The sequence below is a fragment of the Paenarthrobacter sp. RAF54_2 genome (assembly GCF_052113945.1).
In the GTDB taxonomy this organism is placed as follows: Bacteria; Actinomycetota; Actinomycetes; order Actinomycetales; family Micrococcaceae; genus Arthrobacter.
Map to the genome: position 1 here is coordinate 1 of NZ_JBFRDV010000038.1, position 23,669 is coordinate 23,669.

The window sequence follows — 23,669 nt, forward strand, 5'->3', positions numbered from 1 at the left end:
CGACGGGGGAGGCAACCCACTCCAGGTACGCCAGGCGGTGCAGATGGCGGAGGCTGCCGGTATCGCCGGCGTCATGATCGAGGACACGAACTTCGCCTACCCCAAGCACACGCCGCCCAAAGAGCTGGGGAACGTCATGGAGTTCAAAGACAATCACCACCTGACACGCGATGCGGCCGTTCAACGAGTTCGCGCCGCGGTCGAGGCGCGCCGGGATCCAAACACGGTCATCGTGGCGAGGACTGATAGTGCCCTGATATCGAAGGACGAGGCACTGTTGCGCATGCGGCTATTCGCTGAGGCTGGGGCCGATGTGATCAAGCCAACACATATCGCGTGGGAGGATGCTGCCGAAGCTGTAGAGGCATCTTCCGGAGTGCCGGTGATGATGGTGCCCATCCGCTTCGGCAGTGCCACGCGTGAAGAGCGCGAACTCGCTGAAAAGAGCGGTGTGAAGATTCTTCTTGACCCGGTCCCTGTCTCCTACGCAATATACGAGGCAGCAATAAAGACCCTGACTGAACTCAAGCAGACGGGCATGGTCGACGCGGACTATTCGGACACGGCCAAGACCGTCCAAGAGACGATCCGCTACCGCGACTGGGGCGAGCTCGCGCTCCGTTATCGTGCCTCGGATATCCCGCTGTGAGCCCGTTCACTTCATCAATACCTCAACCTAGGGAGGTCACAACCTTGCCATCAGCAACTGCCCCGCCTATCAGCGCCAAGGACCGCAGGCCCACCTCGGCGAAAGCGTGGGTTGCCATCGCGCGCTCCTTGGCTCCACTGGTGGAGTCTGAGGTGTCGCAGGCAGCCCGAGACACGATCATCACGCCGAGGGTCGTCCAGGCGTGGAAGGACGCTGGTCTCTATGGTGTTCTGCTGCCGGAGCATCTCGGCGGAGCGGGTATTGACGATCTGACCTATCTTGAGATCGCGGAAGAGATTGCCCGTCAGGACGCTTCCGCCGGCTGGGTGTATGCCAACCACCAGACAGGCACGATTTTCCCGGGGATCCTGCTGCCCGAAGAAGCATTCCGCGAGCTCATTGGACCGAACGGTGATGGCATCGCTTGTGGCTCGGGTTCACCCACTGGGCCCTACGGTAAGGCGAAGCGGGTCGAGGGGGGCTATCTGGTCCAGACCGGACCGAGACCTTTCGGCTCAGGCTCGCAGTACGCAGACCGAGTGGTGGCTCGCGTTGCTCTGGTCGATGACAACGATATTCCGCGGCTTGACGACAAGGGCGAACCAATCGTCGTCTTCATCTGGGTCGACAGGAAAAATGTCGAGTGGCAGCACGATTGGAACGCGTCCGGCCTCGCGGGATCGGGTTCAGGATCCTACCGGGTTATGCCGCACGTTCTTGAGGAAAAGTGGATGGCCCTCGAGACTGTCCACAACTTTCCCGATGACCCGGTGTTCAACCAGGGCTTCTGGCAGATCTCAGGACTGCACCACTGTGGCGTCGGGCTTGGTCTGGGGAAGCGAATTCTCGAGGAGATCGCGAAGTCGACTCAGGGTCGGCGCCGCGGTACTATTCCGGCCCTGGACGAGTATCCGCTGTTCCAGGCCGATTTCGTTCGGATCGAGTCACTTTATCAAGCCGCCCGTGCATTCGTTTTCGACGCATACCGCGAGGTGTGGAGTGCAACTATAGAAAGCCGCCTCATTGAGATGCATTCGATCCGCGTCGATCAGGCAGCGCTCTATCTAACTCGGGTGCTGGAAGACATCTTGTCCACGGCATCGTTGTGGGCCGGTTCCGACGTGATTCCGAAGGATGGCATCTTCGCCCGCCTCAACGCCAATGCTCGCGTCGCGATGAATCATCTCCTCGTGGGCCCGCAACAGGCCGTGCACCTTGCGCCCCCGTTGCTCGAGGAGTGGCGAGGCCATGACGGGGTCTGAGCCGCCGTCGTACGGTACGGTCGTTCAAGGGGAAAGTAGCATGAATCTCACGAAGAATCACGAGCCGGTCCACCTCCGGCATCGACAAGGCCCGCAGCGTCTCCGAGCCGAGGGCGTGCCGGTGGGCGTCGGAGCACCGCGGTGATCACCTACCGGCTTCAGCCCGGCGCCGACGTCCCCGTCCCGGAGAGCACCCCGGTCCCGGAGCCTGGTCCCGGACAGGTGGTCGTACGAGTCCGGCTCGCTGCGCTCAACAATAGCGACCTCGGTGTCGTCAAGAGATTGCAGAGCGGTGAGGTCGTGCCCGGCCGCATTCCGGTGTCGGACGGACTGGGGGAGGTCGTTGCTGTCGGTGCAGGCGTGACCGAGGTTCAGGTGGGAGCCCGCGTCGTCGGCTCGTTCCACCAGACGTGGATCAGCGGACCTATGCTGCCGGAGCACCTCGCCGGCGCTCTCGGCGGCCCCCGCGACGGGGTACTCGCAGAGTACGTCGTGCTCGAGTCGCAGGGCGTCGTAGAGGTTCCTCAGGGAATGAATGACGATACCGCAGTGTCCTACCCCACCGCGGGCGTGACGGCTTTTTGTGCTACGTGGGCCGTACGCCCGGGTGACACCGTGTTGGTGCAGGGCACTGGAGGAGTGAGCCTGTTCGCTCTCGGAATGGCTCTGGCTCGCGGGGGACGGGTACTGGCATTGACTTCGAGTGCAGAGAAGCATCAGCTGCTGCGTGATGCTGGCGCCGCCGAAACCTTCGACCGCGCAGATGACCGCTGGCCCGAGCATGTAAGGGACGTCACCGACGGTGCTGGTGTCGATCTCGTCGTGTCGATCGCTGCGGGGGACACCTTGACGCGATCGATGATGGCCACCCGCCTTGGCGGCCGTATCGATGTGATCGGCACGCTCGGGTTGCCGGCTGCAGAGGCTTCGCTGGTGATCCGTCGAGCTCTCACTTTGCGTGGACGTATGGTGGGCTCGGTCACCGACCTTGCCGAATCGCTCCGATTCGGCAGGGAGCACGAGATTCGGCCGCACATAGGGATGCGAGTATCGCACCACGAGATCGCCACGGCTTACAAGGTGCTACGCGAGAAGACGTCCGTCGGCAAGATTCTAGTCGACTTCGACTGACACCCTCAGCCAATTACAGGAGGAACCGTGACCGTCGTCGCTACCTATACGTACGACAAGAAGGCTGTGGAGGAGCGTAAGAGGATCCAGAAGGAGCACCTGGAATTCATCAGGGGCCTGGAGGATTCAGGCGAACTGCTCGCGGTGGGCAAGGTCGCCGACGCCTCCGTGGACATCCTCTTTCTGTTGAACGTCTCCGACGCCGCGGAAGCGCAGAGTCTGCTTGCCGCTGACCCGTACAACGTTGCCGGATACATCACCAGGGTCACCGCGCACGAGTGGTCAGCTGCCACCGGAACTCTGGCGCCGCTCTGAGCACGCGCTCTCGGGCCACGAGCCAAGGAAAGCCGGAGACGACAACAGGTGGGCCGAGGAGAGGAAAAATCGTGGAGAATACGAGCGAGCGGGTCACTGTCATTGCCGGGGGCGCTATCGAACTTGGTCGGGCGTGTACGCTGCGTGCTGCCAGGTCCGGTGCGACCGTCCTCATCATCGACGAGGATGAGGTACGCGTTCGGGAGGTAACGGACGTGGCGACAATGCGGGGTGCGAATGCCGTCGGAGTTACGATGCAACTCGACGACCTCGAGGGCCTGCGTGACCTGCCAAATCGGCTTCCGGGCGGAATAGACCATGTAGACACGCTAATCAATTGCCAGTGGGTCGTGGACACGCCGGGACCGGTTTCTCGCATCGACATTGCGCTGCTGGAAAGGGTGGTGCGTGTCAATCTCACCGGGGCCGTCGTCCTCGCGCAGGTGTTCGCCGACCTGCTTTCTGCGTCGGGGGCAGGCTCGATCATCAACGTGGGAACCATCGACGGCCTCCAGGGGAACCCCACGGTGCCTGCGTTCTCCTCGGCCAAGGGTGGGTTAGTCGCTCTCACCCACGTGATGGCTCACGACTTCGGTAAGCGTGGCGTCCGGGTGAACTACGTGGCTCGATGCGCATCCATGGAGACGAGAGATTTTCTGGAGTACCCGGCGGGCGCCACGATCCCGAATTTCGAAGAGGCTTTGGCGAAGTACACGCCGCTCGGAAGGCTGGGGCGCCTTGATGAAACGGCAGCCGTCGTGGAGTTTCTCGCGTCACCTGAGGCCTCGTTCGTGAGCGGCTCAGTTTTCACCGTCGACGGGGGACGGACCGGGATCACTCCAGGAACAGGTCTGTCGTAGCCTCGGGCCTCACCGGTGGCAGGGTCTACACCGGGTCGTCGCGCTTGGCGATCTCTGCGGCTACACGAGCAACTGCGGATCGCGTGGCTTAACCTGCGATGACTGCTCGCCCTCGGGACTGACCACTAACGAGGGATCCTGGGCCATCGCTTGAACCCGAAAACCAGGACCCGGCCTCTCACACCCAGCCAAGGCACCACCCACTACCCTGCCATAGGGATCAAAACCACGGAACCACCCCAAATACGTCATCCCAGAACCCAACCCACAAAACGTAAGGGCTGGCCCGGACAATGAACGCCACGGACCAGCCCTACAAAGCACTTAGTCCAGCAGTCTCCTAGGGCACTCGTCACTGCGCACGGCGAAGGCCAAGAGCGTGTGCCAGCTCTCGATACGACTCGACGGTGGGCGCTCCATCGGCAAGGAGCTGGATGGCAACGTGGTCGGCCCCGGCGGCGTGGTGGCCGCCCTCCAGCCGTTCGGCTACCCGGGCGGCGGTGCCCTGTAAGACAAGGTCGTCGATCAGCCGGTCGCTTCCGCCATTGATCATCTCGTCCTCGCTGTAGCCGAGCGATAGGAGGTTGTTGCGGTAGTTGACCCGCTGGAGGTAGGGGTCATCAACGAATGCGCGGCCGACCGCGCGGGTGATGCCGGGGTCGGAGCCCAGGACGACCTTCTGCTCGGGAGCGAGGAGGGGGAGTGGTCCCAGGAGATCCCGCGCCTTCTTCGTATGCTCCGGAATGGTGAGGTAGGGATGTGCTCCCAGTGACCGACGTCCGGATAGGCGCACCATGTCGGGTCCCAGTGCGGCAAGGACGCGTCGATCGGACGGCACTTCGCCGGCGTCGAGACGGTCGAGGTAGTGCTTCACTGCCGTGTACGGCTTGTCATAGACACTCTGGTTGGACTCGCGATGGCCGGCACCGATGCCCAGAACGAACCTGCCAGGAAAGCGCTGCTCGATTCGATGGAACGCTGGGCCAACGGTGTCTGCATCCGTGGACCACACGTTGATGATTCCCGTCGCAATGACTATGTTCTCTGTCGCCTGCAACAGTTGCTCTACGAGGTGCAGTTCGCTGTCCTTCGAGCCGCCGATCCACAGAGCCCCGAAGCCCAACGTCTCCAGCTCCTTTGCCAGTGCCGGTGTCCAGGTGTTTGCTACCTTCCACACCCCGTAGCGCTGAAGTTGATTTTTCATGAGTCTCCTTTGCTCAGCACTGCGCGTGAATCCGTCCCGCGCAGCAGTGCCTGAGCGTGGCGGGCGGCCTGCCGAGGGCTCGTTCAGAAAGCCATAAAGAGGATCTCTTCGCGCGAATACTCCCGGCCAGGGTGCTCGACGCGAAGGTGCTCTTTCGCCTTGGCTACAAGGTCATCTTCATCCGTCCCGTGAATGGTCTGACCGCACGGGCACTCCAAGCTCTTCTTCACAGTGGATACTCCTTCTGATCCGTCATTAAGGTCAGGGTGCGTGGTCAGAGACCTCGACCGAACGCGGCGAGCGCCTCGTAGGCGAGGCCCATCCCTTGTAACTCGAGTGTCTGCTTCTTGATCGGCTGAACCATGAGGGAGCGCGTGAAGCGGAGCGTCGAATCCGATTTTTCGGCGATCCTGCGTGCGATCTCCCAGGCACGCCCAAGGACGCGCTCCGGTGGCAGGACCTCCTTGACGAGCCCCCAGCGAAGCGCCTCCTCAGCGGTGATGACCTCTCCGGTGAGCATGTACGCGCGGGCGCGGTTTATGCCCAGCAGCATGGTCATCCAGATGTGGCTGCCATCGCCCGGCACCAAATCCTGAAGATCGAAGTGGGCGGAATCCTCGAAGGAGGCGGTCTCAGATGCGACCACGATGTCCGAATACAACGGCATTTCGCAGTGGCGACGGACGGGACCGTTGACCGCCGCGATCACGGGCACGGGGATGTCAAGCAGCGCATTGTTCATCTCGCGCTGATTGGTCCAGGCAAGTTCTTCCCACACTGCGTACTCGTCGGCGAGGCTGCTCTGGCGGGTCAGGGTTCTGCCTCCGGGAGCGTCGGCTCGCGGGCCGATGAAGTCGGTACCGGTGCCGGTGATGATCACCACCCGATTCGCGCGGTCCAGAGCGATCTGCCGGAACGCGGCGGTGAGATCCCGGTGAGTCGTTTCTCCCATGCGAAGGAAGTCGTTGTCCGAATGTAGCTGCACCAGGAGGATTCCATCCTCACCCCTGGTCAGTTTTATGTGCCGATAACTGTGTTGGTAATCGACGAACTCCGTCACGGTGAGCGACTCCTTCGTTGCTGTATATGGCACAGAAGACTGTGACGCGGAAATAATCTTTCGAAATAGCGTGACGCGGAAACCATGCTGAATACGAATCTAACATGTCATGAGTCCGATTCCAATCAGCGGCCCTTCCTCGGGTGTTCCACCATACTGTCGTAAGCAGACTGACGGGGGTCGCGCCTGGAATTGTAGAATGCCGGGTTGTGCATGGTCGCGTGACAACCGTGCCGGGATGCTGTTAGCATCCATTGAATACGATTCTAGGGTCGGGGCTCATCGGCGTTACTCACGGCATCGACGCGAACGACAGCAGAACGTTACCGCGATGAGCGCATCGAGAGGGGACCACTGATGCCATCCAGCCAACTCACGTTGAGCGATGTCGAGCAACTGCAGGCGATCGAGGCCATCACGCGGATCAAGAGCAAGTATGCAAACAGCATCGATCACCGCCGCTGGGATGAGTTCGAGTCGCTCTTCGCTCCTGATGCGCAGATGGATGAGAGCGACTTCCCGACTGCCCGCAAACCAGGTTCAAATGAACCAGCCTCTAAGGCTGCGTTCGAGTATCTTGAGGCGGTTGCGAGCCAGGGCGCTGTATGGCCGGTTGTGGGCCGAGCCGCCATGCGTGCCACGGTCTCATCGACCCGGGAGGACCACGGCATGGTCCACATTTTCAACCCTGACATCGAGGTCACGTCCGATACCACTGCCACCGCAGTTTTCCGTTACGAGAGCCACCACTGGCTCCCCACGGGCGAGCCGGTGGCCTACATGCACAACTTCGGCACATATCACGAGAGCTACGTTCGACATGACGACGGACGCTGGTACATCAAAACACTTCGACTTGCCCGCCTGCGCGTGGAGTGCAGTTAGGCGCCAGCCGAAGGCTCTCTGGCGCGAACATCGCGTCGACCACTCACATGTGGTGCGCAAACATGCAAAATCGCCTCGCCTCTTGTCGATGCGAAACACACGGGAAAAACTGGCTGAAAGGGTAGTGAAGTGGGTAACAGGCTGGATGGCAAGGTCGCCATCATCACGGGTGGAGCACGAGGACAGGGCGAGGCTGAAGCACGACTCTTCGTCGCTGAGGGAGCGAAGGTCGTCATCGCGGACGTGCTCGACGATCCTGGCCAGGCGCTGGCGTCAGACCTCGGCGAAAACGCCCTCTACGTCCACCTGGACGTCACCAGCGAGGACGACTGGAATGCTGCGGTCGCTACAACCATCGAGCGATTCGGACCTCCTACGGTTCTCGTGAACAACGCCGGGATAACGCAGCACCGAACGATCGATCAGATGGTGAAGGAAGATCTGCTCAACATTCTATCGGTCAACGTTGTGGGCCCCTGGCTTGGCACCAAGGCGGTGTTTGATCCGATGCGGCATGCAGGTGGCGGATCGATCATCAATATCGGGTCGACGAACAGTGGCCGTGGAGAAGCCGGAGGCACCGGGTACACCACCTCTAAGCACGCCCTGGCCGGTCTCACTAAGAGCAGCTCGATCGAGTTCGGGCCTTTCGGCATTCGCGTCAATCTTGTACTTCCCGGTGGCATCAAGACTCCGATGTCGGCGACCTCCGGATCCTGGTACGGCGCTGGCGTGCTGGATACCAACCCCACAGAGTGGGCCTTGCCTTTGCGGCGTTGGGGCCGGCCGGAAGAGATCGCCTACTTGGTCCTTTTCCTCGCCTCCGACGAGTCCAGCTATTCCACCGGATCGGAGTTCACAGCTGACGGCGGAATGACCGTCGATCATCCGGGCAGGCCCGCCCGGGCGTGGGTTGAACACCGCGAAGCACTCTTGGCGGAGCAAAATGCCGCGGTCGCGCTTTCAAGCCCGCCCTCAGAATAGAGTCGGGACTTCACTGCTCAAACACCACGTCCTCGATGGCCCTCTGCTCGCCAAGATTATCGAGGATGTGGTGTTTGCCGTTGGTGGCGATGACGACATGGACACTCCGCCGTCGACCGGGAGCACGACCCCCTGATGAGCATAAGCCGGTGGAATGTGCGGTCCCCTCAATGCGATTGCATCCGGACCCGCCATGGCCACCAGGACCGTTGCCCCGGGATCTGCATGGTCGTGGCCACGACTAACCCATGGCATAACCAGGCCATAGCTGGGCCGGATAATGAGTTCTTGGTGCATCTCGACGGTTCCATACAGCCCCATGATTCGGCGCAGGAGTGAGGAGCGGTCCAAGCCCACCGGCATGAAGTCTCTAATCAAGACACGGCCGGTGATGGTTTCCCAGGTTGTTTGAAGCACAAACGTCGAATCTAGGTAGCGCCGATCAACGACGGCTGCGCCTCCATGGCTGGGAGCCAACAGCCACCGACCGTGATCGCCGGTTCCCACGAGTGCACAAAATAACCACGGAGAGTCAAAACGCGGGAAATAGAGCCAGTCCACGCTGCCGTTTCGTGAGACGAGCGGCCCGGTTTGGAGGTCCGCAAGCAGCGCATAATGCTCTATGGGAGCAGCCATGGCTTCACTCAATCACAACTCAACCAGATCGGGTTAGGCCTCGAGGAATAGAAATTGTCCAGCCTAAGCCCAAAGGGCATGGATGGTAGAGGCAAGGGGAAATGGCCGCCCAGCGCCCCCAAGCTTGAAGAGGGCGAGGCTAGAAAGAACCACTGCCTTAGCCAGCCATTCCGGCTTCATATTTCAGGGTAGAGAGCGCGTTTTGAACCATCTTCACGCACTTGTCGGTGGATATGCCTTCCTCCGAGTTGTCGAACGACAGCCACTGCAGCACCAGACCATTAGTCACTCCAACCAGGAGCCCCGAAAGATTCTCAATATCGACATCCAGTTCCTCCTCGGTTCTAACTTCACGAAGTAGCTGGGCGCAATTATCCAGGTACCGGCGGTAAACCCGCCTAGCCAAATGTTGGGAGTCTGAACTTCGCAAAGACCACATTGTGAGCTCGTAACTGGCGAGCTGCATGTCGCGACTGCTCTGAAACCACTTCATGAATGAACGCAATATATCTGCGACGCCCTGGTGAAGCCCCACTTCTTGCTGTATTCGTTCACCGACTCCAGCAAAACGGGCAGCTGTGATGGCTTCATAGACTGCATGGAAGAGATCTTCCTTCGTCGCGAAACAATAGTGAAGGCTGGCAGTTGGTAGCTCGGCCACTTCGGCGATGCGGCGAGTTGTCGCCCTGGCCACACCTTCCCGACTGATCACAGTAATGGCGGCCTCCACAAACTGCCTACGGCGGAAACTGACAGGCTGATGATCCTGCGGCATGCTGCCTCCTCGCTCACGCTTCTCCGCATTGCGGGATTCTGGAAATGCTCTAATTTCTTCCCAGCTTACTTGGACGCTTGGCCAATTTCATATGGAGATCTCCCTCAACTGGCAACAGGACAAAGATTGGACAGCCCGGCGGCGCCGTCTCCCTAGCTGTTCCCTTCTTCAGGAGAAACAACGGAGCGCCAGATGCTGCAAGCCCAGCTTCGGCCCGCCCCGATCCGACGGCTCCGGGATCTGGCCCGGTACCCGATCGATCTGATCGGGACACGGACGGCGGAGAAGAACCGGGTTATGAAACTTCTGGAGGACGCAGGGAGCAAACTTTCCGTGGTCGCCTCGGACATTTTCGGCGTCTCCGGCCGGGCGATGATGGCAGCGCTCATCGACGCTGAACGGAACCCGAAAGTCCTCGCGCAGCTGGCGCGGTCGAGCATGCGGAACAAGATCACCGAACTTGAGGAGGCCTTCACCGGCCGCTTTGACGAGCACCCCGGCTTCCTTCTAGCCAGGATGCTGGCGCGGATCGATGGGATCGACGCGGACATCACCGCGCTTGAGGAGCAGATCGAGGCGCAACTGGCCCCTTTCGCGTTGGGGGGGTGGAACGCCTCGATGAGATCCCGGGCATCGGTCTCACCGCCGCCGCTACTGTCCTGGCCGAAATCGAGGTCGACATGTCCAGGTTCCCGACCGCGGGGCACCTGTGTTCCTGGGCGAAGTTTTCCCCGGGTATCAGTTCCGCCGCGGGAAAGACCAAAGGCAACGGCTCGACCGGACGCGAACCGCTATATCGCCCTTATGTTGGGCGAAGCCGCCGTCGGTGCCGGCAGAACGGATACCTTCCTGGGTGAACGTTACCGAAGGATCGCCCGGCGGCAGGGCAAGAAACGTGCCATCGGCGCCGACCACTTCACCCGCCACACCGACCTGGACACCAAAAAAAGGGGCCACGTCTGCGACCCGAAGGCCTCGGCTACACCGTCTCCCCGACCCCTGCAGCCTGACTCCCATTTTCAAGACCACCGGAAGCCCTGTCTCGCCTCCGGATGCCCACCCACGCACCGACCAGAGGCAGGTCATCTCATCTTCGGACTAGACGGCGGCTCGATGACAAACTCTTAATCGCTTGATCAACCGTGCAGTGCTGACGGCGCTGGGGTGATGAGCTAATTCCTGACAAGCCGGTGACCCAGGGGCATGAACCGGCGAAGAGTTTTTGATAAGGGTTCTTGATCACATGGCCGAGTTGGTACTAGACTTGGTCGTGTGATCAAGGTTACAACCGGGGCTGAAAGGAATTCGTCAGCATGACACGACAACAGGCCTATGCAGATTGTCCTTCGGACTCTTATGTGGAGTTCTATGGGGCGAGTGGCTGGTCATCCCGTTTGCTGGGTTGAGCAAGCATCCTTTTTCACCTGCATGCCTGGCGGAACCCGGAATGCGCGTCGTTGACTTAGCCTTGATCCACCGATCCGCGGTTGGTCCTGATTGATTTCGGGCCGCGTTGAATGCGCTTCACAAACACGACCGATGCGGCACTCGCCGTCCGCGAACTTCCCTGAGAGGTGGTGCGCCGATGCGCATAACGGCGGTGGATGGCGGCTGATCGACCCGCGAACACAAAACTAGAGAAGGAGCGACCGGATGATCGACTGGAAAACGATCGATAATGGTCTACTAGACCCGAATTTCTATGTTGGAACCGACTACCATGCCGCGTTCACGCAGATGCGGGACGAGGACCCGGTCCGCTGGGTTCGGGACGAACGCTACGGCAAGGATTACTGGGCGATCACGCGGCACGAAGATGTGAGCGAGGTCCTGAAAAATGCACACGACTTCAGCTCCCGCTGGAACAGCCGGATACCGCTCACCCCGAAGCGGGTTACCCCTGAAGAGCGACACAAACGGGGGGTCGACGTGCGGATCACCGAATTGGATTTTCCCATGCATGACCTTTACCGTCGGCCGATCAACAAGCATTTCACTGTGCCGCAGATCGAAAAGATGCGGCAAGGGATTGAGCAGATGGTCGACGACATTATCGACTCGATTGCAGCGAAGGGGGAGTGTGATCTCGTCGAGGACATTGCCGCGGCGCTCCCGACGAGGGTCACCCTTGAAATGGTGGGGGTGCCGAAGGAGGACTGGGATTACATTACGGAGGCGTCATGGCAGTTTATGTCATCTGGTCACCCGCGTTGGATGATCGACAATGACCCTGTAAAAACTTACGACCTCGGTCAGCAAAAGCTACTGGATTACTGCACGAAACTTGCTCTGGATCGCCGAGAGAATCCGAAGGACGATTTCGCAACCATAATCGGTGAGCTAGAGATTGATGGTGAAAAGCTCAGCATTCATGAGATGAAGAGCTGGTTTGTCGCACTCATTGGGGGTGGGCTGGAGACCACGCGTAACGCCGTAGCGGTTGGCCTGTGGGAGCTCATGAGGCAGCCTGAGCAGCGTAAAATGCTCGCCGAAAATCCTAGTCTGACGAGTAGTACCGTCGAGGAGATTCTTCGTTGGGTTACACCGACCAAGAACAAGTTGCGCATCGCGAGCCGAGACTTCGAGTTCCGGGGCAAGCGGATCAAGCGCGGGGATTGGGTTGGGTGTTTTTTGGTTTCGGCTAACAGGGACGATCGAGTGTTCGACAACGCCCAGGAGTTCGATATCCGAAGAGACCCGAACCCTCACTTGGCGTTTGGTCACGGGCCGCATGTGTGTCTTGGCCGTCCGCTGGCGCGCATGGAGCTCGCGACGATCGTTCCACGCGTGCTGAAGGCGTTTCCCGACATGCATACCACTGTCACAGGGCCGGCTTGGCTGGCCGACACCAGCGTCACAGGGTTCACCGAACTGCCCGTAGCCTACACACCCGTGCGTGTTCCGGCGCGCACAAGAGCCTGAGGAGGCCAAATGACCAGCATCATCCAGTTCCGTATTCCGACCGGTGAGGTTCGCAAGGTCGACGCGGCCGACGGGGAGACCGTCATGCGGGCCGCCCTGTCCCAGGACATCCCCGGCATCGTCGGTGAATGCGGAGGCGAGTTGACGTGCGCGACCTGTCACGTCCACGTCACCCCCGAATGGTTCGATCAACTGGAACCGGCCTCGGGAGATGAGGAGGACATGCTCGAGGTGCTGGACGACCGCACCGAACACAGCAGATTGTGCTGCCAGATCCGGATCACCCCTGACTTGGACGGAATTGAGGTCGCAGTGCCGGAGCACTGATCTCTGAAAGCCCATCCACACAGTCGTCAACGACGCGCCGGTTGCCTCCAACTGTTCGCGAGTCGTTGGTGAGGCTCCGGGAAGACGAGGGCTGCGAGAGTCTCATAGCCTTGATCCACCGGAACGGGCTATCGGCCAGTGCCGAAGAGGCGCGACGGAGCCCTGTCCACCTCGGCCCCCTGCACCGTCGCGACTGCGCCGACGGGGCCCTCGACAGGAGTTTGCCTAACCTATTATTCGCCCACTTTTCGGAGGTTTTCCATGTCAGCACACCACGATGTCCTGGTTGTCGGGGCGGGCCCGGCGGGGACCCAGGTCGCGGTCGGGCTCGTCACCGCAGGCATCACTGGGTCGATCGCCGTCCTCGGGTCCGAGCCCGGGCTTCCCTACGAGCGCCCTCCGCTGTCGAAGGCGTACCTCGTCGGCGAGGTTCCGGAGGACACCCTGCCGCTGCGCTCGGCCGCTTACTGGCTCAAGTCACCGATCGAGTTGCATTCGTCGACAACCGTCGAGTGGCTCGACCCGGCCCTTCACGCCATCCGCACCACCGACGGCCGCGAGTTCACTTACGGGAGCTTAGTGTGGGCCGCGGGCTGTCGCCCGCGCGTGTTGCCTGTCCCTGGGGCGGACCTGAGCGGAGTGCTCGGGCTGCGCACCCTGGACGACGCCCGGTGGTTGCGCGGCAAGCTCGGTCCGGACAGCCAGGTGGTGGTGATCGGCGGCGGATACATAGGCCTGGAGGTCGCTGCCTCAGCCACAAAGCTCGGTGCCTCGGTGACCGTGCTGGAGGCCCAGGACCGCGTGCTCGCCCGGGTCGCCGGTGCCGAACTGTCGACATTCGTTACCGATCGGCATCGAGCCGCCGGCGTACGGATCGAGCTGAACGCCACCGTGACCGAAATCGTGGGGGATGGCAAGCGTTGCACGGGAGTGCGGCTGGCGAACGGCGAGACGCTACCTGCGGACGTCGTGGTCGTCGGAATCGGCGTGGTCCCCAATGTGGAGCCCGTCGCCGCGGCGGGGGCGGACGCCCCCAACGGTCTGCTCGTCGATGTCCACGGACGCACCACTCTGCCCGACGTGCTGGCAGCCGGCGACTGCGCTCTGACGGGCACGGACGGGCTGCGCCTCGAGTCGATCCCGAACGCCGCCGCCCATGCCAAAGCCGTCATCGCGACGCTCACCGGCGAACCTCGTCCCGGCGCCGAGGTGCCGTGGTTCTGGTCCAATCAGTACGACCTTCGGCTGAAGACCGCGGGCGTCCTCGCGGGCTACGACGCCACCGTCGTCCGGGGCGACCCCGCGACGGGCCGGTTCGCGGTCGTGTACCTGGCAGGCAACGTGGTCGTCGCCGTCGACACCGTAAACTCCCCCAAGGACTTTACACAGGCCAAGCAGTTGATCGGCCTGGACGTCCGAGGCATGATCGAGGCACTGACAGATCCAACCGTCGACCTGAAGGAAGTGGTGCGGCAGGGGGTAGCGGTCTAGATGTACCCGGCCAGGAGGTTGGTGGCAGTGGTTGGGTTGCGGAAGGGGAGAACCTCCGGGCTCAGTGGAGATATCTGACGTCTTCACAATCACGGAGGTTCTCGTGTCCCGTAATGCCGGCCTAACTGTTAATGGCAGTCGGTTGATTGTCGAGCGGGCCCGTCAAGGGTGACCGCAAGCACATATCGCTGCCGCGATGGGGATGTCCCGCCGGTGTGTGCAGCAGTGGATCCGCAGATACCGGCCCGAGGGCGATGCGGGATGCGCATTGGAGGTGGAAGTATTTTCTTGGGTCAGTCCCTCAGATCCTGATGCTCCAGCAATTCCTGCCTGTAGTGGAGCAGGAACTCATGCTTGAAAGGCCAATCCAAGGGGAACGCGATCAAGGCCGCGATTGCCCATGGGTAGACGCGCCGTGATCCGATCAGCAGGGCAACGACGATGGCAAGCTTCACGATCCCGTGCACTAGCAGGTAGGCCGCGACGAACGCCGAACCGATAGGAGGGCCATCAGGCGAGGATCGCTCGCGGCTGCCTCTTGCGCAAGTTACACCCGCCCCGGACGATCTGCCCGACATCGTCGTTATCTTTTTCTCAGAAAGAAATTGAGTTACCTTGCAATCGTATCCAGCCCTCCTATACGTTGATCTTCCCTAATGGCGGAGGCCGGATTCCCGAAGACGTGCCTTCGACGCGTTGCGTGTCTTCGCGTCCCTGCATAAGACCAGTCTTAACCACCAGGCCCGTGAGTCCAGCCGACTCGCCCCACCCGTGACTATTTCAGCAGTCTCCTAGACTAGCCGTCCTTTCGTCGTCTGCCGTGGACGGAGCCTAGGTGTCCTCCCGGGTAAGCCCCTTTATGTGTGTGGTCACCAATGCAGATGTTAATGAAGTCCCCAGGTCTGTCAGACTTGGATACCGGGACACGAATCGGCCTGAAAAATTTCCCTTCACCCTTGTGTTGCTGTGTTTTCTGTGGTCGTTGGTTGTGGGCGTCGTTCTGGTAGGAGAACCGGCGCCGGGACGAAAACTTCGTCCGAACAAAACCCCTTTAGTGCGTGAAAAAGCAGCATTCCGCCAACATCACCGCAGGTCAGAGCCTTGGCCCACCCCGAAGCCACGAGCCGTGAGCCAAGTCAGGTGAGCACCTCAAGCAGCATGAGCGTGCGTTCGGCGGCTTCCGCAGCGGTGTGCGGCTCCACCACTAACCTCGCCAGGGCCCCGGGCACGAATGCCGACCCGTCGTCGACGTCTATCTCGATGCCGACGAAACGGGACCCGCCAGGGTCACACAGCTCGTTGAGCACCCGTTCACTCTGCTCACCGAGGACACTGATTCGCAGCGCGGCGAGGTGCGCAGAACCGGCCAGGTGGTTGATGTGCGCGAAGGGGATCGAGTGCAGTGCCGGATCCAACGACACCGACACGAGCGAGTTCGCGCACATTCCGAGGATCTGTCCGCGGACTTCCGCGGCCACGACCGACAGTCCGGTCGGGAAGCCCGCGAGCGCGCGCTGGCATGGCTCTGGTGTGGGCTGTGTTACGAGATCCGGGGGTCCAGTCCGTACTGGCGCTCAATGCCAAGGTGGTCACGAAGGGTAGTGCCCTCGTAGTCCTGGTGGAAGAGTCCGCGCTCCTGGAGGATCGGTACGACCTCGTCGACGAAGGTGTCGATGCCGTCCTTGTAGATATCGATGGATACCCAGAACCCGTCGACGGCGCCCGATTCGAACCACTCCTGCATGTGGTCCGCCGTGACGGATGCCGGCCCGATGGGCGTCGGGTGGTAGTCGATGACGCCGTGGGCGAGGATCTCGCGAATCGTCCAGCCCTGCTTCGCGACCTCGAGCGCGCGCGGCGCGCGCGGATCGAACGGGGTCGGATGTGCGACCGCGAGCTGCTCGGGCGCGATCGGGCGATCGATCTGGGCAGGCAGCAGCTCGATGCCGAGCATCTGGCCGAGGTAGGGGAGGCGGCTCGGAAATGTGTCGGCATCGAGCTGCATCCGCCGATCGACGGCCTCGCGCACGGTGGGTGCAATTGCGGGCATGAGGCCGGCGAAGAACTTGATCTCGTCAGGGTTCCGCCCCATCCGCTCGGCGGCATCGCGGGCCGCCTGCCGCTGGGCGCGAGCGTCGTCCATCGAGAACGTGGAACCGATGACCCCGTTCGCGTAACGACCCGCGATGCCGAGCCCATTGGCACCTCCGCCGGCCTGGAAGATGACGGGCTGGCCCTGCTTCGACGGCGGGATCGGCAGCGGCCCACGTGAGGCGACATACTCGCCGCTGAGGTTGACCGGACCGATCTTCGACGGGTCTGCGAAGCGTCCCGTACTCTTGTCGCCGATCCAGGCATCTTCTTGCCAGCTGCCCCATAGGGCCTGGACGATCTGAATCGTCTCGTGCGCCCGCTGGTATCGCTCGGGACGGCCGGCCACCTGTGCGCCGTAGTTGGCGGCGGCGGTCGGGTCGCTCGTCGTGGCGGGGTTCCACCCCACTCTGCCATGGCTGAGCACGTCGAGCGCCTTGAATTGGCGGGCGAGGTTGTACGGCTCCATGAATGTGGTGGATCCGGTGGACACCATCCCGATGCGTGAGGTGCCGTGCGCGACTGCCGCGAGGGTGATCATCGGGTCCAGCGTCATCTGCGGCGCCTCATGCGTCAAGTCAGTTGAGAGGGCCGGGGTGTCGGGGACGAAGAGGAACTGTAACTTGCCGCGCTCCGCGGCCTGGGCGAAGCGAACCATGGCGTCGAAGTTTGTGTAGTCGAAGGGGTCGACGTTGGGGGCGCGCCACGCTGACACCTGCGCTCCGTACCCGTTACCGAACTGCATGCCGAGCAGCATCTTTCGCGTAGTCATAGGGACTTCTTTCTTTCTCTCAATCGGTGTCGGGCGTGGAGTCCGCGGCGACGAGGGCCGCGAGTCTGTGGCCGGTGAAGCCTGCTGGTGACGTTGCCGATGTTGGACTTAGGGTGATGGCGGATTGCTGAGCCGAGACACCAGTATATGACAGTCACTGCCACTTAGGCAGCGATGTACACTTTTAGACATGAATGAGCCTTCTCCAGTCGCCGCGGCGCCGCTGGGTCTTCGCGAGAGGCGCCGCCGGGAGACGCTACGTGAAGTGTCGGATGCCGCGCTGCAGTTGTTTGAACGCAACGGTTTTACGGAGACCACGGTCGATGACATCGCGGATGCGGCCGGAATTTCTCAGCGTACCTTCTTTCGGTACTACGCCACGAAGGAACAGGCCGTCTGCGTCAACGACGTAGGCTTGGGCGCCGTGATGGATGAGACGGTCGCGGTGATCCGCAGCGGCGCACCGGTCGTCGCGGCCCTCGAAGACGCGTGGATGCGACTGTTCGGTGAGTTCGACGCACGGCCCGAGGAGCACCGCCGGACGCTACGGGTACGACGTCTGGTGCAGAGCGAGCCCGCACTTCTGGCGCGAACGCTGGCCAATGAAGCCGAGCGCATCGACGAGTTGACAGATGCCGCCGTCGACGCCGCTGGCGCAAGCGCCGACGTGCTCACCGCCCGCGCGCTGGTGGCATTGGTCTCGACGACAACTCGCCTCGCGTTCGACGAATGGGCTCGCAGGGCCGAGATGGGGGCCGATGCCAGCGTGCGCGACATCTATCTGGAGTTGCGGCGCGGGCTCGGAACTTACGCCCGACACCTCACCGGCGAACTACTCTGAGCCTGTTCTGCCGCGAAGGTCTACGACCAATCAGGAATCCTCGCGACAGCTAAGAGACTGCTGAACTAAGTGGTTGTGGGGCGGGCGGAACGCCATCAAGTGGCCGTCTAGCGGCCTGTTCTGGTCAGCACCCTTGGGTGCGAAAACGGGGAGGTTCCGCCCCCTTGGCTTCATTCTGCCTCAGAAGCTGGTGCCTCATCCAGGTGATTTTTGTTGGTGGGGATCTAACCACCAGGCCCACCAGTCCAGCCATCGCGCCCCAAATTCAGCCGATTAATTCAGCAGCCTCCTAGTAGTACTTTGTTAGGTTCTTTGGCTAGGGTCCTTTTAATCGCCGGCCCGGCGGGTAGAGAGTGGTCTGGTCCAGGCGTTATGAGCTGCAACGACGGTGACAGTCACTGCCCGTCCGTTCCGGGAGGAGCTCGTTGAGCTAAGGCCGTGGGCAAGGTCGCATTCGCGTACCCGGCACAGGCGCTCTGGGCAGTGCACCTTCCCGCCTTCGCGCTCACTTCGACGCTGGTTTATGGACAGGATCCGGGTTTCTCGGAGGTACAGGCCGACGGCCGCGCCACGTTCTCGGAATCCAAATGGTCTGAGGCGCTGGGGAAGGTGCTCGAGATGAGGGACCGCGGCTGCTTTCAGCAAGGCTTCCTGGGCACACCCATCGAGCGGGCCGCGGATCAAGTCGCCAAAGGCAGTGCTTTCGCCGTGATCTCGACCTCCTCAACCTTGGGCACAGTCGCGGCGGCCGCAGGAGATCCCGGGAACATCGGAATGTTCGTGCTACCCGCCACGGAGAACCCGAAAGACACCTGGGTGCCAGCTAGTGCTGGCAATGGCTTGTCCGTGAACTCAAAGGCCAAGAATCCTGTAGGGGCGATGCGCTTCATCGAGTTCTTGAGTAAGCCGGAAGAGGCGGCGGCGGCTGCCGACGCTCAGAACGTGGCACGAGTAGTCGCGAGTGCCTGGACGCATTCCGCGGTGCTGGATCCACTTTTCGAGAAGATCGACGCCGGCCGGGCGGCCGCACTCATTGACCAGACATGGCCAAATCCTGAGTTGGCCGTGAATGAGCAGGAAGAATACAGAAGCTCCTCGGCGATGGGATGACGATAGCTGATTTGCTCCAGCGGATGGATGAACTATTTCCTGAGAAAAAGTGACATGTCTCGTGCGGCCTCCTGCCTGATGCTTCGGAACAGGCAGGAGGCCGCACGGCGGGCAGGTCACCTCATGCCGGCCGCCAAGGAAACCGTCGGCCAGATCGAGTATTACTCCCGGGCGATGGAAGCACCCGGATCCCTGAAGCAGCAACCCGTCTCGCGGACCAGGCCCGTGAAGGAGGCTGGATCCATGAGGAGTACCTCGCCGCTGTCCTGTCCCGGGAAGTCGCAGCCAGGGAAGCATCCGGAGCCGACATCAGGGCCCGGGCCGCCGGGTTCCTGGCCCCGGAAATCACTCGAGGACTTCGACTTCGATCACCAGCCCGGACTCAAACGCGACACCATCGCGCACCTGGCCACCGGGACTTTCCTCACCGAAGCATCCAACATCGTCCTGCTCGGACCGCCGGCACCGGCAAAACACACCTCGCCACCGGCCTGGGCCTGCGGGCCACCCAGCTCGGTCACCGGGTCCTGTTCGCCACCGCCATCGAGTGGGTCGCCCGGCTCCAAGCAGCCCACCAGAACGGCAGGCTGCCCCAGGAACTAGTCAGGCTACGCCGCTAGGGACTGCTCATCGTGGACCTATGCCGAGCCCGCAACTATGCCGAGGCCAGCGGTGCTGTCTGCGAACGCGGGCCCGTGCCGCATGGTTTCCTCGAATGCGTTAACTCCGCTGTATCGGCATAGTTTCCCGGTGAGGAGCCTGTTCATGGGAGCAACTGTGCTCCCATGAAGGAGGCGAAGTGCAGTATCAGGGCCGAAGAGGGATGCTGGTTTGCTGGGGCCGGACGTCGAGGGTTACCGGGCGTGGTTGACGCGGCGGGGTTACACGCCGGGCACGGTTCGGAACATGCTGAAGGACTTGGGTCAGATCGGTCTCTGGCTTTCTGCCGAAGGGCTCAGGAGAGTGGATCTGAACGAGGACGCATTGCGGCGTTCCTGTCCGCCCGAAGAGACGCGGGACGGAGGAGGATCCCGGGTCCGCGCGCGATGATGCCGCTGTTGAGCTATCTGCGCGAGATCGGCGCCGCCCCCGAGAGAGCAGCCTCGGTCACGCCGCTGGGCGAGCTCATGACGTCTTACCGGTCGTGGATGGTCCAGGAGCGTGGCTTGGCGCTCACCACTGTGCTGCGTTACGAAAACACCGCACGCCGTTTCCTTCAGGAGTCCTCGTCCGGTGGCGTGTTCGCCTCGGAGGCTCTGACCGGGGCGAACACCAACGCGTTCCTGCTGCGTGAATTTGCCCGGGTGTCGGCCGGATCGGCGAAGGGCCGGGTGACCGAGCTGCGTTCGGTCCTGCGCTTCCTCTATCTGCAGGGCCTCACCGGGTTGAGTCTGGGTGCCTCGGTTCCTGCGGTGGGCGGATGGCGCTTCGCGGCTCTTCCGCCGGCGGGGACGTCTGCGGAGGATGTGCAGCTTCTGCTCGACAGCTTTGACCGCAGCACGTTGCTGGGAGTCAGGGACTTCGCGATAGTGATGCTGGTGTCGCGGCTGGGGTTACGGTCCATCGAAGTCGCACGCATGGAACTGCGTGACGTGGACTGGCGGTCCGGCGAACTCTTGATCCGGGGCAAGGCGCGCCGGCAAGACCGGTTGCCGTGCCGGCCGAGATCGGAGAAGCGCTGGTCGCCTACCTCTCGTCTGGCCGGAATCCTGTGGATGACGATTATGTGTTCCTGACCTGCCGGGCGCCGCGCGGGCCAATCCGAGCCGACTTGGTCGGCGATGTTGTTCAGCGGGCCTGTAAACGTGCGGGTCTGCCCAACATCGGAGCCCATGGGCTGCGACGAGCCCTGGCCGGTGAACTGCTCCGCAGGGGCGCCGGTCTCGTGGCGATCAGCCAGGTCCTTCGCCATCAGGATCTGGCCACGACCGCCCTTTATGCCAAGGTGGATCTGGTCGCGCTGCGCCAGGTTGCCCAGCCGTGGCCGGGGGTCGGGGCGGTGAGTGCGCTGGAGCAGGACCTCGCGGACTATCTGGAACTGCGTCGATCGCTTGGGCACGCGATGGCCGAAGCCCGGTGGCTGCTGCCAGGTTTCGTAGCTTATCTGGACGCCCACGAAGCATCCACGGTGACCATAGATGCGGCACTGAACTGGGCACAGCAATCGCCCAGAGGCCAGCCGACGACGGTGGGGCCGCGGCGAATGACGGCAGCCCGCGGGTTCGCGCGCTACCTGGCCCGTATTTACCCCGGCACGGAGATCCCGCCGTTGGGTCTGATGCCGCACCGGCCAAGGTGGCGCCGAGCGTTCATCTACTCCACAGCCGACATCGAAGCAATGATGAGCCAGGCCCGCATCTCGATCCGCCCATTGCTGCGGGCGGCCACTTACGAGACTCTGATTGGCCTGCTTGCTGCCGGTGGTCTACGGATCGGTGAGGCAATCAAGCTTGACCGCAGTGACATCGATTGGTCGGAAAACGTGCTGCCGATCCGTGAGTCGAAGTTCGGTAAATCCCGACTGGTTCCACTGCACAGCACTGCCATGCAGGCACTGAGCGCATATGCGAAGCTCCGCGACGAACTCGAACCACGACCGGAAGAGCCAAGCTTCTTCGAATCCCAGACCCGCAAGCGCCTCTGCTACGCGGCCGTCTGCCAGACGTTCCGGCAGCTGGTCAATGACGCCGGGGTCGGGGCCGGGGCACCCTCGGCTCCGAGGCTTCACGATCTGCGGCACTCTTTCGCGGTCCGCACCCTGCTCGGCTGGTATCGCAGCGGCGAGGAAGTGCAGGCGATGCTTCCGTGGCTATCGACCTACCTGGGCCACCGTGAACCGGCATCCACCTACTGGTATCTCTCAGCGGCACCAGAATTACTGTCTCTGGCAGCGGAACGCCAGAACGCCGGCTGGTCGGCGGTGCGCTCATGACGCTGATCGCACCGACCCTGCAGATGTTCTTCACGGACCGGCTCGCGCAAAAACGCCAAGCCAGCCCGCGGACCATCGCCGCCTACCGGGACGCCCTGAAGCTGCTCCTGGAGTTTATCCACGCACGGACCGGCAAGATGCCTTCCCAGCTGGATTGGGACGACCTGGACGCGACCATGGTCTCCGGATTTCTCACGCATTTGAAGACCACACGGGGCAACAGCATCCGGACCCGCAATGTCCGCCTGACAGCGATCCGCTCACTGTTCTCCTACGCCGCGTTGCGTCATCCCGAGCATGCGCTGCTGATCCAGCGCGTTCTGGCCATCCCGCCGAAGCGGTTCGACAAGCGCATCGTGACGTTCCTGACCCCGCCCGAGATCGACGCCATCGTCGCGGCCCCGGACCAATCCGGGTGGGAGGGCCGGCGCGACCGGGCCTTGATGCTCCTCGCCATCCAGGCCAGACTACGGGTTTCCGAGCTCACCGGTCTGAACTGCGCCGATGTCACCCTGGGCACCGGCGCGAACGTCCGCTGCGAAGGCAAAGGACGCAAACAACGCGCAGTTCCACTCACCCCTGCCGTTGAGGGACTAATGCGTTCCTGGCTTGCACAACGAGCCGGACAACCACACGAGCCAGTTTTCCCGGCCCGGACCGGGCGGCGGCTCTCCCGCGACGCCGTCGCGCTGCGCGTCAGCACACACGCAGCGACCGCTGCCCGAACATGCCCTACACTATCGGGCAAGAAAATCCACCCCCACGTGTTCCGTCACAGCTGCGCCATGACCTTGCTCCAAGCAGGTGTAGACACGTCCGTGATCGCCCTCTGGCTCGGCCACGCCGGAGTCCGGTCCACGGACGCGTAAGTCCATGCAGACATCACCATCAAGGAGAAAGCCCTAGCCATGACCACACCCGCATCGGCGACCCCTGGCCGATACCACCCAACAGACAAGATCCTCGCGTTCCTCGAGAGCCTGTAACTATGCCGAGCCGCAAGTCGCAGGAAACCCCGCACACCACCCCCAGTCGGCGGCACCCCCGGCATAGTTGCGGGCTCGGCATAGAACAATCTATGCGGACATCCGCATAGATCGATGAAGACGGCTACATCCCCTTTCGAGCGGGACGCCGCGAACCCGTTCTTCCAACTGGTCTCATCCCGCTAAGAGCACGCCTCACTGATCCTGACCTCTAACCTGCCCTTCGTCCGCTGGAGCGACGTCTTATGCGATCAGGTCGTCGCGTCGGCCATGATCGACCGCATCGTCCATCACGCCGAAGTTATCCCCCTCAAAGGCTCCAGCTACCGCATCAAACACACCCAAGTCGACTCGCTGCCCTCGACAAGCCCCGAAAATACGGCAGAATAACCAACGTCAAAGTGGCTCACTTTTCAGCCCGCGAAACGGCTCACTT

24 protein-coding genes and 3 pseudogenes are annotated in these 23,669 nt (G+C 62.1%); 19 read left to right on the top strand and 8 right to left on the bottom strand.

Going from position 1 to position 23,669, the window contains the following annotated elements; genetic code table 11:
* The 5 genes from AB4Y87_RS24520 to AB4Y87_RS24540 all read left to right on the top strand — a co-directional run.
* Positions 1-649: isocitrate lyase/phosphoenolpyruvate mutase family protein (locus AB4Y87_RS24520; protein WP_442006834.1), on the top strand; the 649-nt coding region annotated here is incomplete at its 5' end.
* A gap of 152 nt (positions 650-801) precedes the next feature.
* Entirely contained in the window at positions 802-1,911 is a 1,110-nt protein-coding gene (locus AB4Y87_RS24525; protein ID WP_442006835.1) for an acyl-CoA dehydrogenase family protein, read from the top strand.
* Between the two features lie 141 nt (positions 1,912-2,052).
* Positions 2,053-3,042, top strand: coding sequence for a zinc-dependent alcohol dehydrogenase family protein (locus AB4Y87_RS24530; protein WP_442006836.1), 990 nt, complete (start codon positions 2,053-2,055; stop codon positions 3,040-3,042).
* Between the two features lie 27 nt (positions 3,043-3,069).
* A complete protein-coding gene (locus tag AB4Y87_RS24535; RefSeq protein ID WP_442006837.1) occupies positions 3,070-3,357 on the top strand; it encodes a YciI family protein in 288 nt (95 codons plus the stop codon).
* A 71-nt stretch (positions 3,358-3,428) separates the two neighbouring features.
* Positions 3,429-4,217, top strand: a complete 789-nt coding sequence (locus tag AB4Y87_RS24540) for an SDR family NAD(P)-dependent oxidoreductase (protein WP_442006838.1) — start codon at positions 3,429-3,431, stop codon at positions 4,215-4,217.
* A 352-nt stretch (positions 4,218-4,569) separates the two neighbouring features.
* On the opposite strand, the gene AB4Y87_RS24545 is transcribed toward AB4Y87_RS24540, so the two are convergent.
* From AB4Y87_RS24545 to AB4Y87_RS24555, 3 genes are all read right to left on the bottom strand, one after another.
* Positions 4,570-5,421, bottom strand: a complete 852-nt coding sequence (locus tag AB4Y87_RS24545) for a TIGR03620 family F420-dependent LLM class oxidoreductase (RefSeq protein WP_442006839.1) — start codon at positions 5,419-5,421, stop codon at positions 4,570-4,572.
* Positions 5,422-5,504: 83 nt separating this feature from the next.
* Positions 5,505-5,651, bottom strand: a complete 147-nt coding sequence (locus AB4Y87_RS24550; RefSeq protein ID WP_442006840.1) for a DUF1059 domain-containing protein — start codon at positions 5,649-5,651, stop codon at positions 5,505-5,507.
* 44 nt (positions 5,652-5,695) lie between these two features.
* Positions 5,696-6,481 carry an enoyl-CoA hydratase/isomerase family protein gene (locus tag AB4Y87_RS24555; RefSeq protein ID WP_442006841.1) on the bottom strand — a complete coding sequence of 262 codons (786 nt, stop codon included), beginning with the start codon at positions 6,479-6,481 and terminating at the stop codon, positions 5,696-5,698.
* A gap of 357 nt (positions 6,482-6,838) precedes the next feature.
* Between AB4Y87_RS24555 and AB4Y87_RS24560 the strand changes: the two genes are divergently transcribed.
* Both AB4Y87_RS24560 and AB4Y87_RS24565 read left to right on the top strand, forming a co-directional pair.
* Positions 6,839-7,366, top strand: coding sequence for a nuclear transport factor 2 family protein (locus tag AB4Y87_RS24560; protein WP_442006842.1), 528 nt, complete (start codon positions 6,839-6,841; stop codon positions 7,364-7,366).
* A gap of 129 nt (positions 7,367-7,495) precedes the next feature.
* Complete coding sequence (locus AB4Y87_RS24565) at positions 7,496-8,350, top strand: SDR family NAD(P)-dependent oxidoreductase (protein ID WP_442006843.1); 855 nt, start codon at positions 7,496-7,498, stop codon at positions 8,348-8,350.
* Here AB4Y87_RS24565 and AB4Y87_RS24570 read toward each other — a convergent pair.
* Both AB4Y87_RS24570 and AB4Y87_RS24575 read right to left on the bottom strand, forming a co-directional pair.
* Positions 8,342-8,986 carry a trehalase-like domain-containing protein gene (locus AB4Y87_RS24570; protein WP_442006844.1) on the bottom strand — a complete coding sequence of 215 codons (645 nt, stop codon included), beginning with the start codon at positions 8,984-8,986 and terminating at the stop codon, positions 8,342-8,344. The genes AB4Y87_RS24565 and AB4Y87_RS24570 overlap by 9 nt on opposite strands.
* A gap of 157 nt (positions 8,987-9,143) precedes the next feature.
* Positions 9,144-9,761 carry a TetR/AcrR family transcriptional regulator gene (locus AB4Y87_RS24575; RefSeq protein ID WP_442006845.1) on the bottom strand — a complete coding sequence of 206 codons (618 nt, stop codon included), beginning with the start codon at positions 9,759-9,761 and terminating at the stop codon, positions 9,144-9,146.
* Between the two features lie 192 nt (positions 9,762-9,953).
* Between AB4Y87_RS24575 and AB4Y87_RS24580 the strand changes: the two genes are divergently transcribed.
* The 5 genes from AB4Y87_RS24580 to AB4Y87_RS24600 all read left to right on the top strand — a co-directional run bounded on the left by AB4Y87_RS24580 (position 9,954) and on the right by AB4Y87_RS24600 (position 14,859).
* Positions 9,954-10,889 (top strand): hypothetical protein, encoded by a 936-nt coding sequence (locus AB4Y87_RS24580; protein ID WP_442006846.1) that lies wholly within the window; start codon positions 9,954-9,956, stop codon positions 10,887-10,889.
* 525 nt (positions 10,890-11,414) lie between these two features.
* Positions 11,415-12,683, top strand: coding sequence for a cytochrome P450 (locus tag AB4Y87_RS24585; RefSeq protein WP_442006847.1), 1,269 nt, complete (start codon positions 11,415-11,417; stop codon positions 12,681-12,683).
* A 9-nt stretch (positions 12,684-12,692) separates the two neighbouring features.
* Positions 12,693-13,010 carry a 2Fe-2S iron-sulfur cluster-binding protein gene (locus AB4Y87_RS24590; protein ID WP_286138863.1) on the top strand — a complete coding sequence of 106 codons (318 nt, stop codon included), beginning with the start codon at positions 12,693-12,695 and terminating at the stop codon, positions 13,008-13,010.
* Positions 13,011-13,271: 261 nt separating this feature from the next.
* Positions 13,272-14,501: an NAD(P)/FAD-dependent oxidoreductase gene (locus tag AB4Y87_RS24595; protein ID WP_442006848.1), complete on the top strand. Its 1,230-nt coding sequence runs from the start codon at positions 13,272-13,274 to the stop codon at positions 14,499-14,501.
* Between the two features lie 184 nt (positions 14,502-14,685).
* Entirely contained in the window at positions 14,686-14,859 is a 174-nt protein-coding gene (locus AB4Y87_RS24600) for a helix-turn-helix domain-containing protein (protein WP_442006860.1), read from the top strand.
* Here the strand turns inward: AB4Y87_RS24600 and AB4Y87_RS24605 are convergent.
* The 3 genes and pseudogenes from AB4Y87_RS24605 to AB4Y87_RS24615 all read right to left on the bottom strand — a co-directional run bounded on the left by AB4Y87_RS24605 (position 14,795) and on the right by AB4Y87_RS24615 (position 17,364).
* Positions 14,795-15,079, bottom strand: a complete 285-nt coding sequence (locus AB4Y87_RS24605) for a hypothetical protein (RefSeq protein WP_442006849.1) — start codon at positions 15,077-15,079, stop codon at positions 14,795-14,797. The genes AB4Y87_RS24600 and AB4Y87_RS24605 overlap by 65 nt on opposite strands.
* 558 nt (positions 15,080-15,637) lie before the next feature.
* A pseudogene (locus AB4Y87_RS24610) lies at positions 15,638-15,994 on the bottom strand (flavin reductase); the annotation flags it as partial.
* A 47-nt stretch (positions 15,995-16,041) separates the two neighbouring features.
* Complete coding sequence (locus AB4Y87_RS24615; protein WP_442006850.1) at positions 16,042-17,364, bottom strand: NtaA/DmoA family FMN-dependent monooxygenase; 1,323 nt, start codon at positions 17,362-17,364, stop codon at positions 16,042-16,044.
* A 190-nt stretch (positions 17,365-17,554) separates the two neighbouring features.
* Between AB4Y87_RS24615 and AB4Y87_RS24620 the strand changes: the two genes are divergently transcribed.
* From AB4Y87_RS24620 to AB4Y87_RS24650, 7 genes and pseudogenes are all read left to right on the top strand, one after another.
* Entirely contained in the window at positions 17,555-18,205 is a 651-nt protein-coding gene (locus AB4Y87_RS24620; protein WP_442006851.1) for a TetR family transcriptional regulator, read from the top strand.
* Between the two features lie 438 nt (positions 18,206-18,643).
* Positions 18,644-19,315: an extracellular solute-binding protein gene (locus AB4Y87_RS24625; RefSeq protein ID WP_442006852.1), complete on the top strand. Its 672-nt coding sequence runs from the start codon at positions 18,644-18,646 to the stop codon at positions 19,313-19,315.
* A 123-nt stretch (positions 19,316-19,438) separates the two neighbouring features.
* Positions 19,439-19,932 (top strand): annotated as a pseudogene (locus tag AB4Y87_RS24630) (ATP-binding protein); the annotation flags it as partial.
* A 441-nt stretch (positions 19,933-20,373) separates the two neighbouring features.
* The gene (locus tag AB4Y87_RS24635) at positions 20,374-21,051 is read left to right on the top strand and encodes a tyrosine-type recombinase/integrase (RefSeq protein WP_442006853.1); all 678 of its coding nucleotides are present in this window, start codon (positions 20,374-20,376) and stop codon (positions 21,049-21,051) included.
* A complete protein-coding gene (locus AB4Y87_RS24640) occupies positions 20,970-22,247 on the top strand; it encodes a tyrosine-type recombinase/integrase (protein ID WP_442006854.1) in 1,278 nt (425 codons plus the stop codon). The genes AB4Y87_RS24635 and AB4Y87_RS24640 overlap by 82 nt, the downstream gene beginning before the upstream one ends.
* Positions 22,244-23,116, top strand: coding sequence for a tyrosine-type recombinase/integrase (locus AB4Y87_RS24645; protein ID WP_442006855.1), 873 nt, complete (start codon positions 22,244-22,246; stop codon positions 23,114-23,116). Before AB4Y87_RS24640 ends, AB4Y87_RS24645 begins: the two co-directional genes overlap by 4 nt.
* 227 nt (positions 23,117-23,343) lie before the next feature.
* Positions 23,344-23,623, top strand: a pseudogene (locus tag AB4Y87_RS24650) (ATP-binding protein); the annotation flags it as partial.
* Positions 23,624-23,669: the final 46 nt, after the last annotated feature.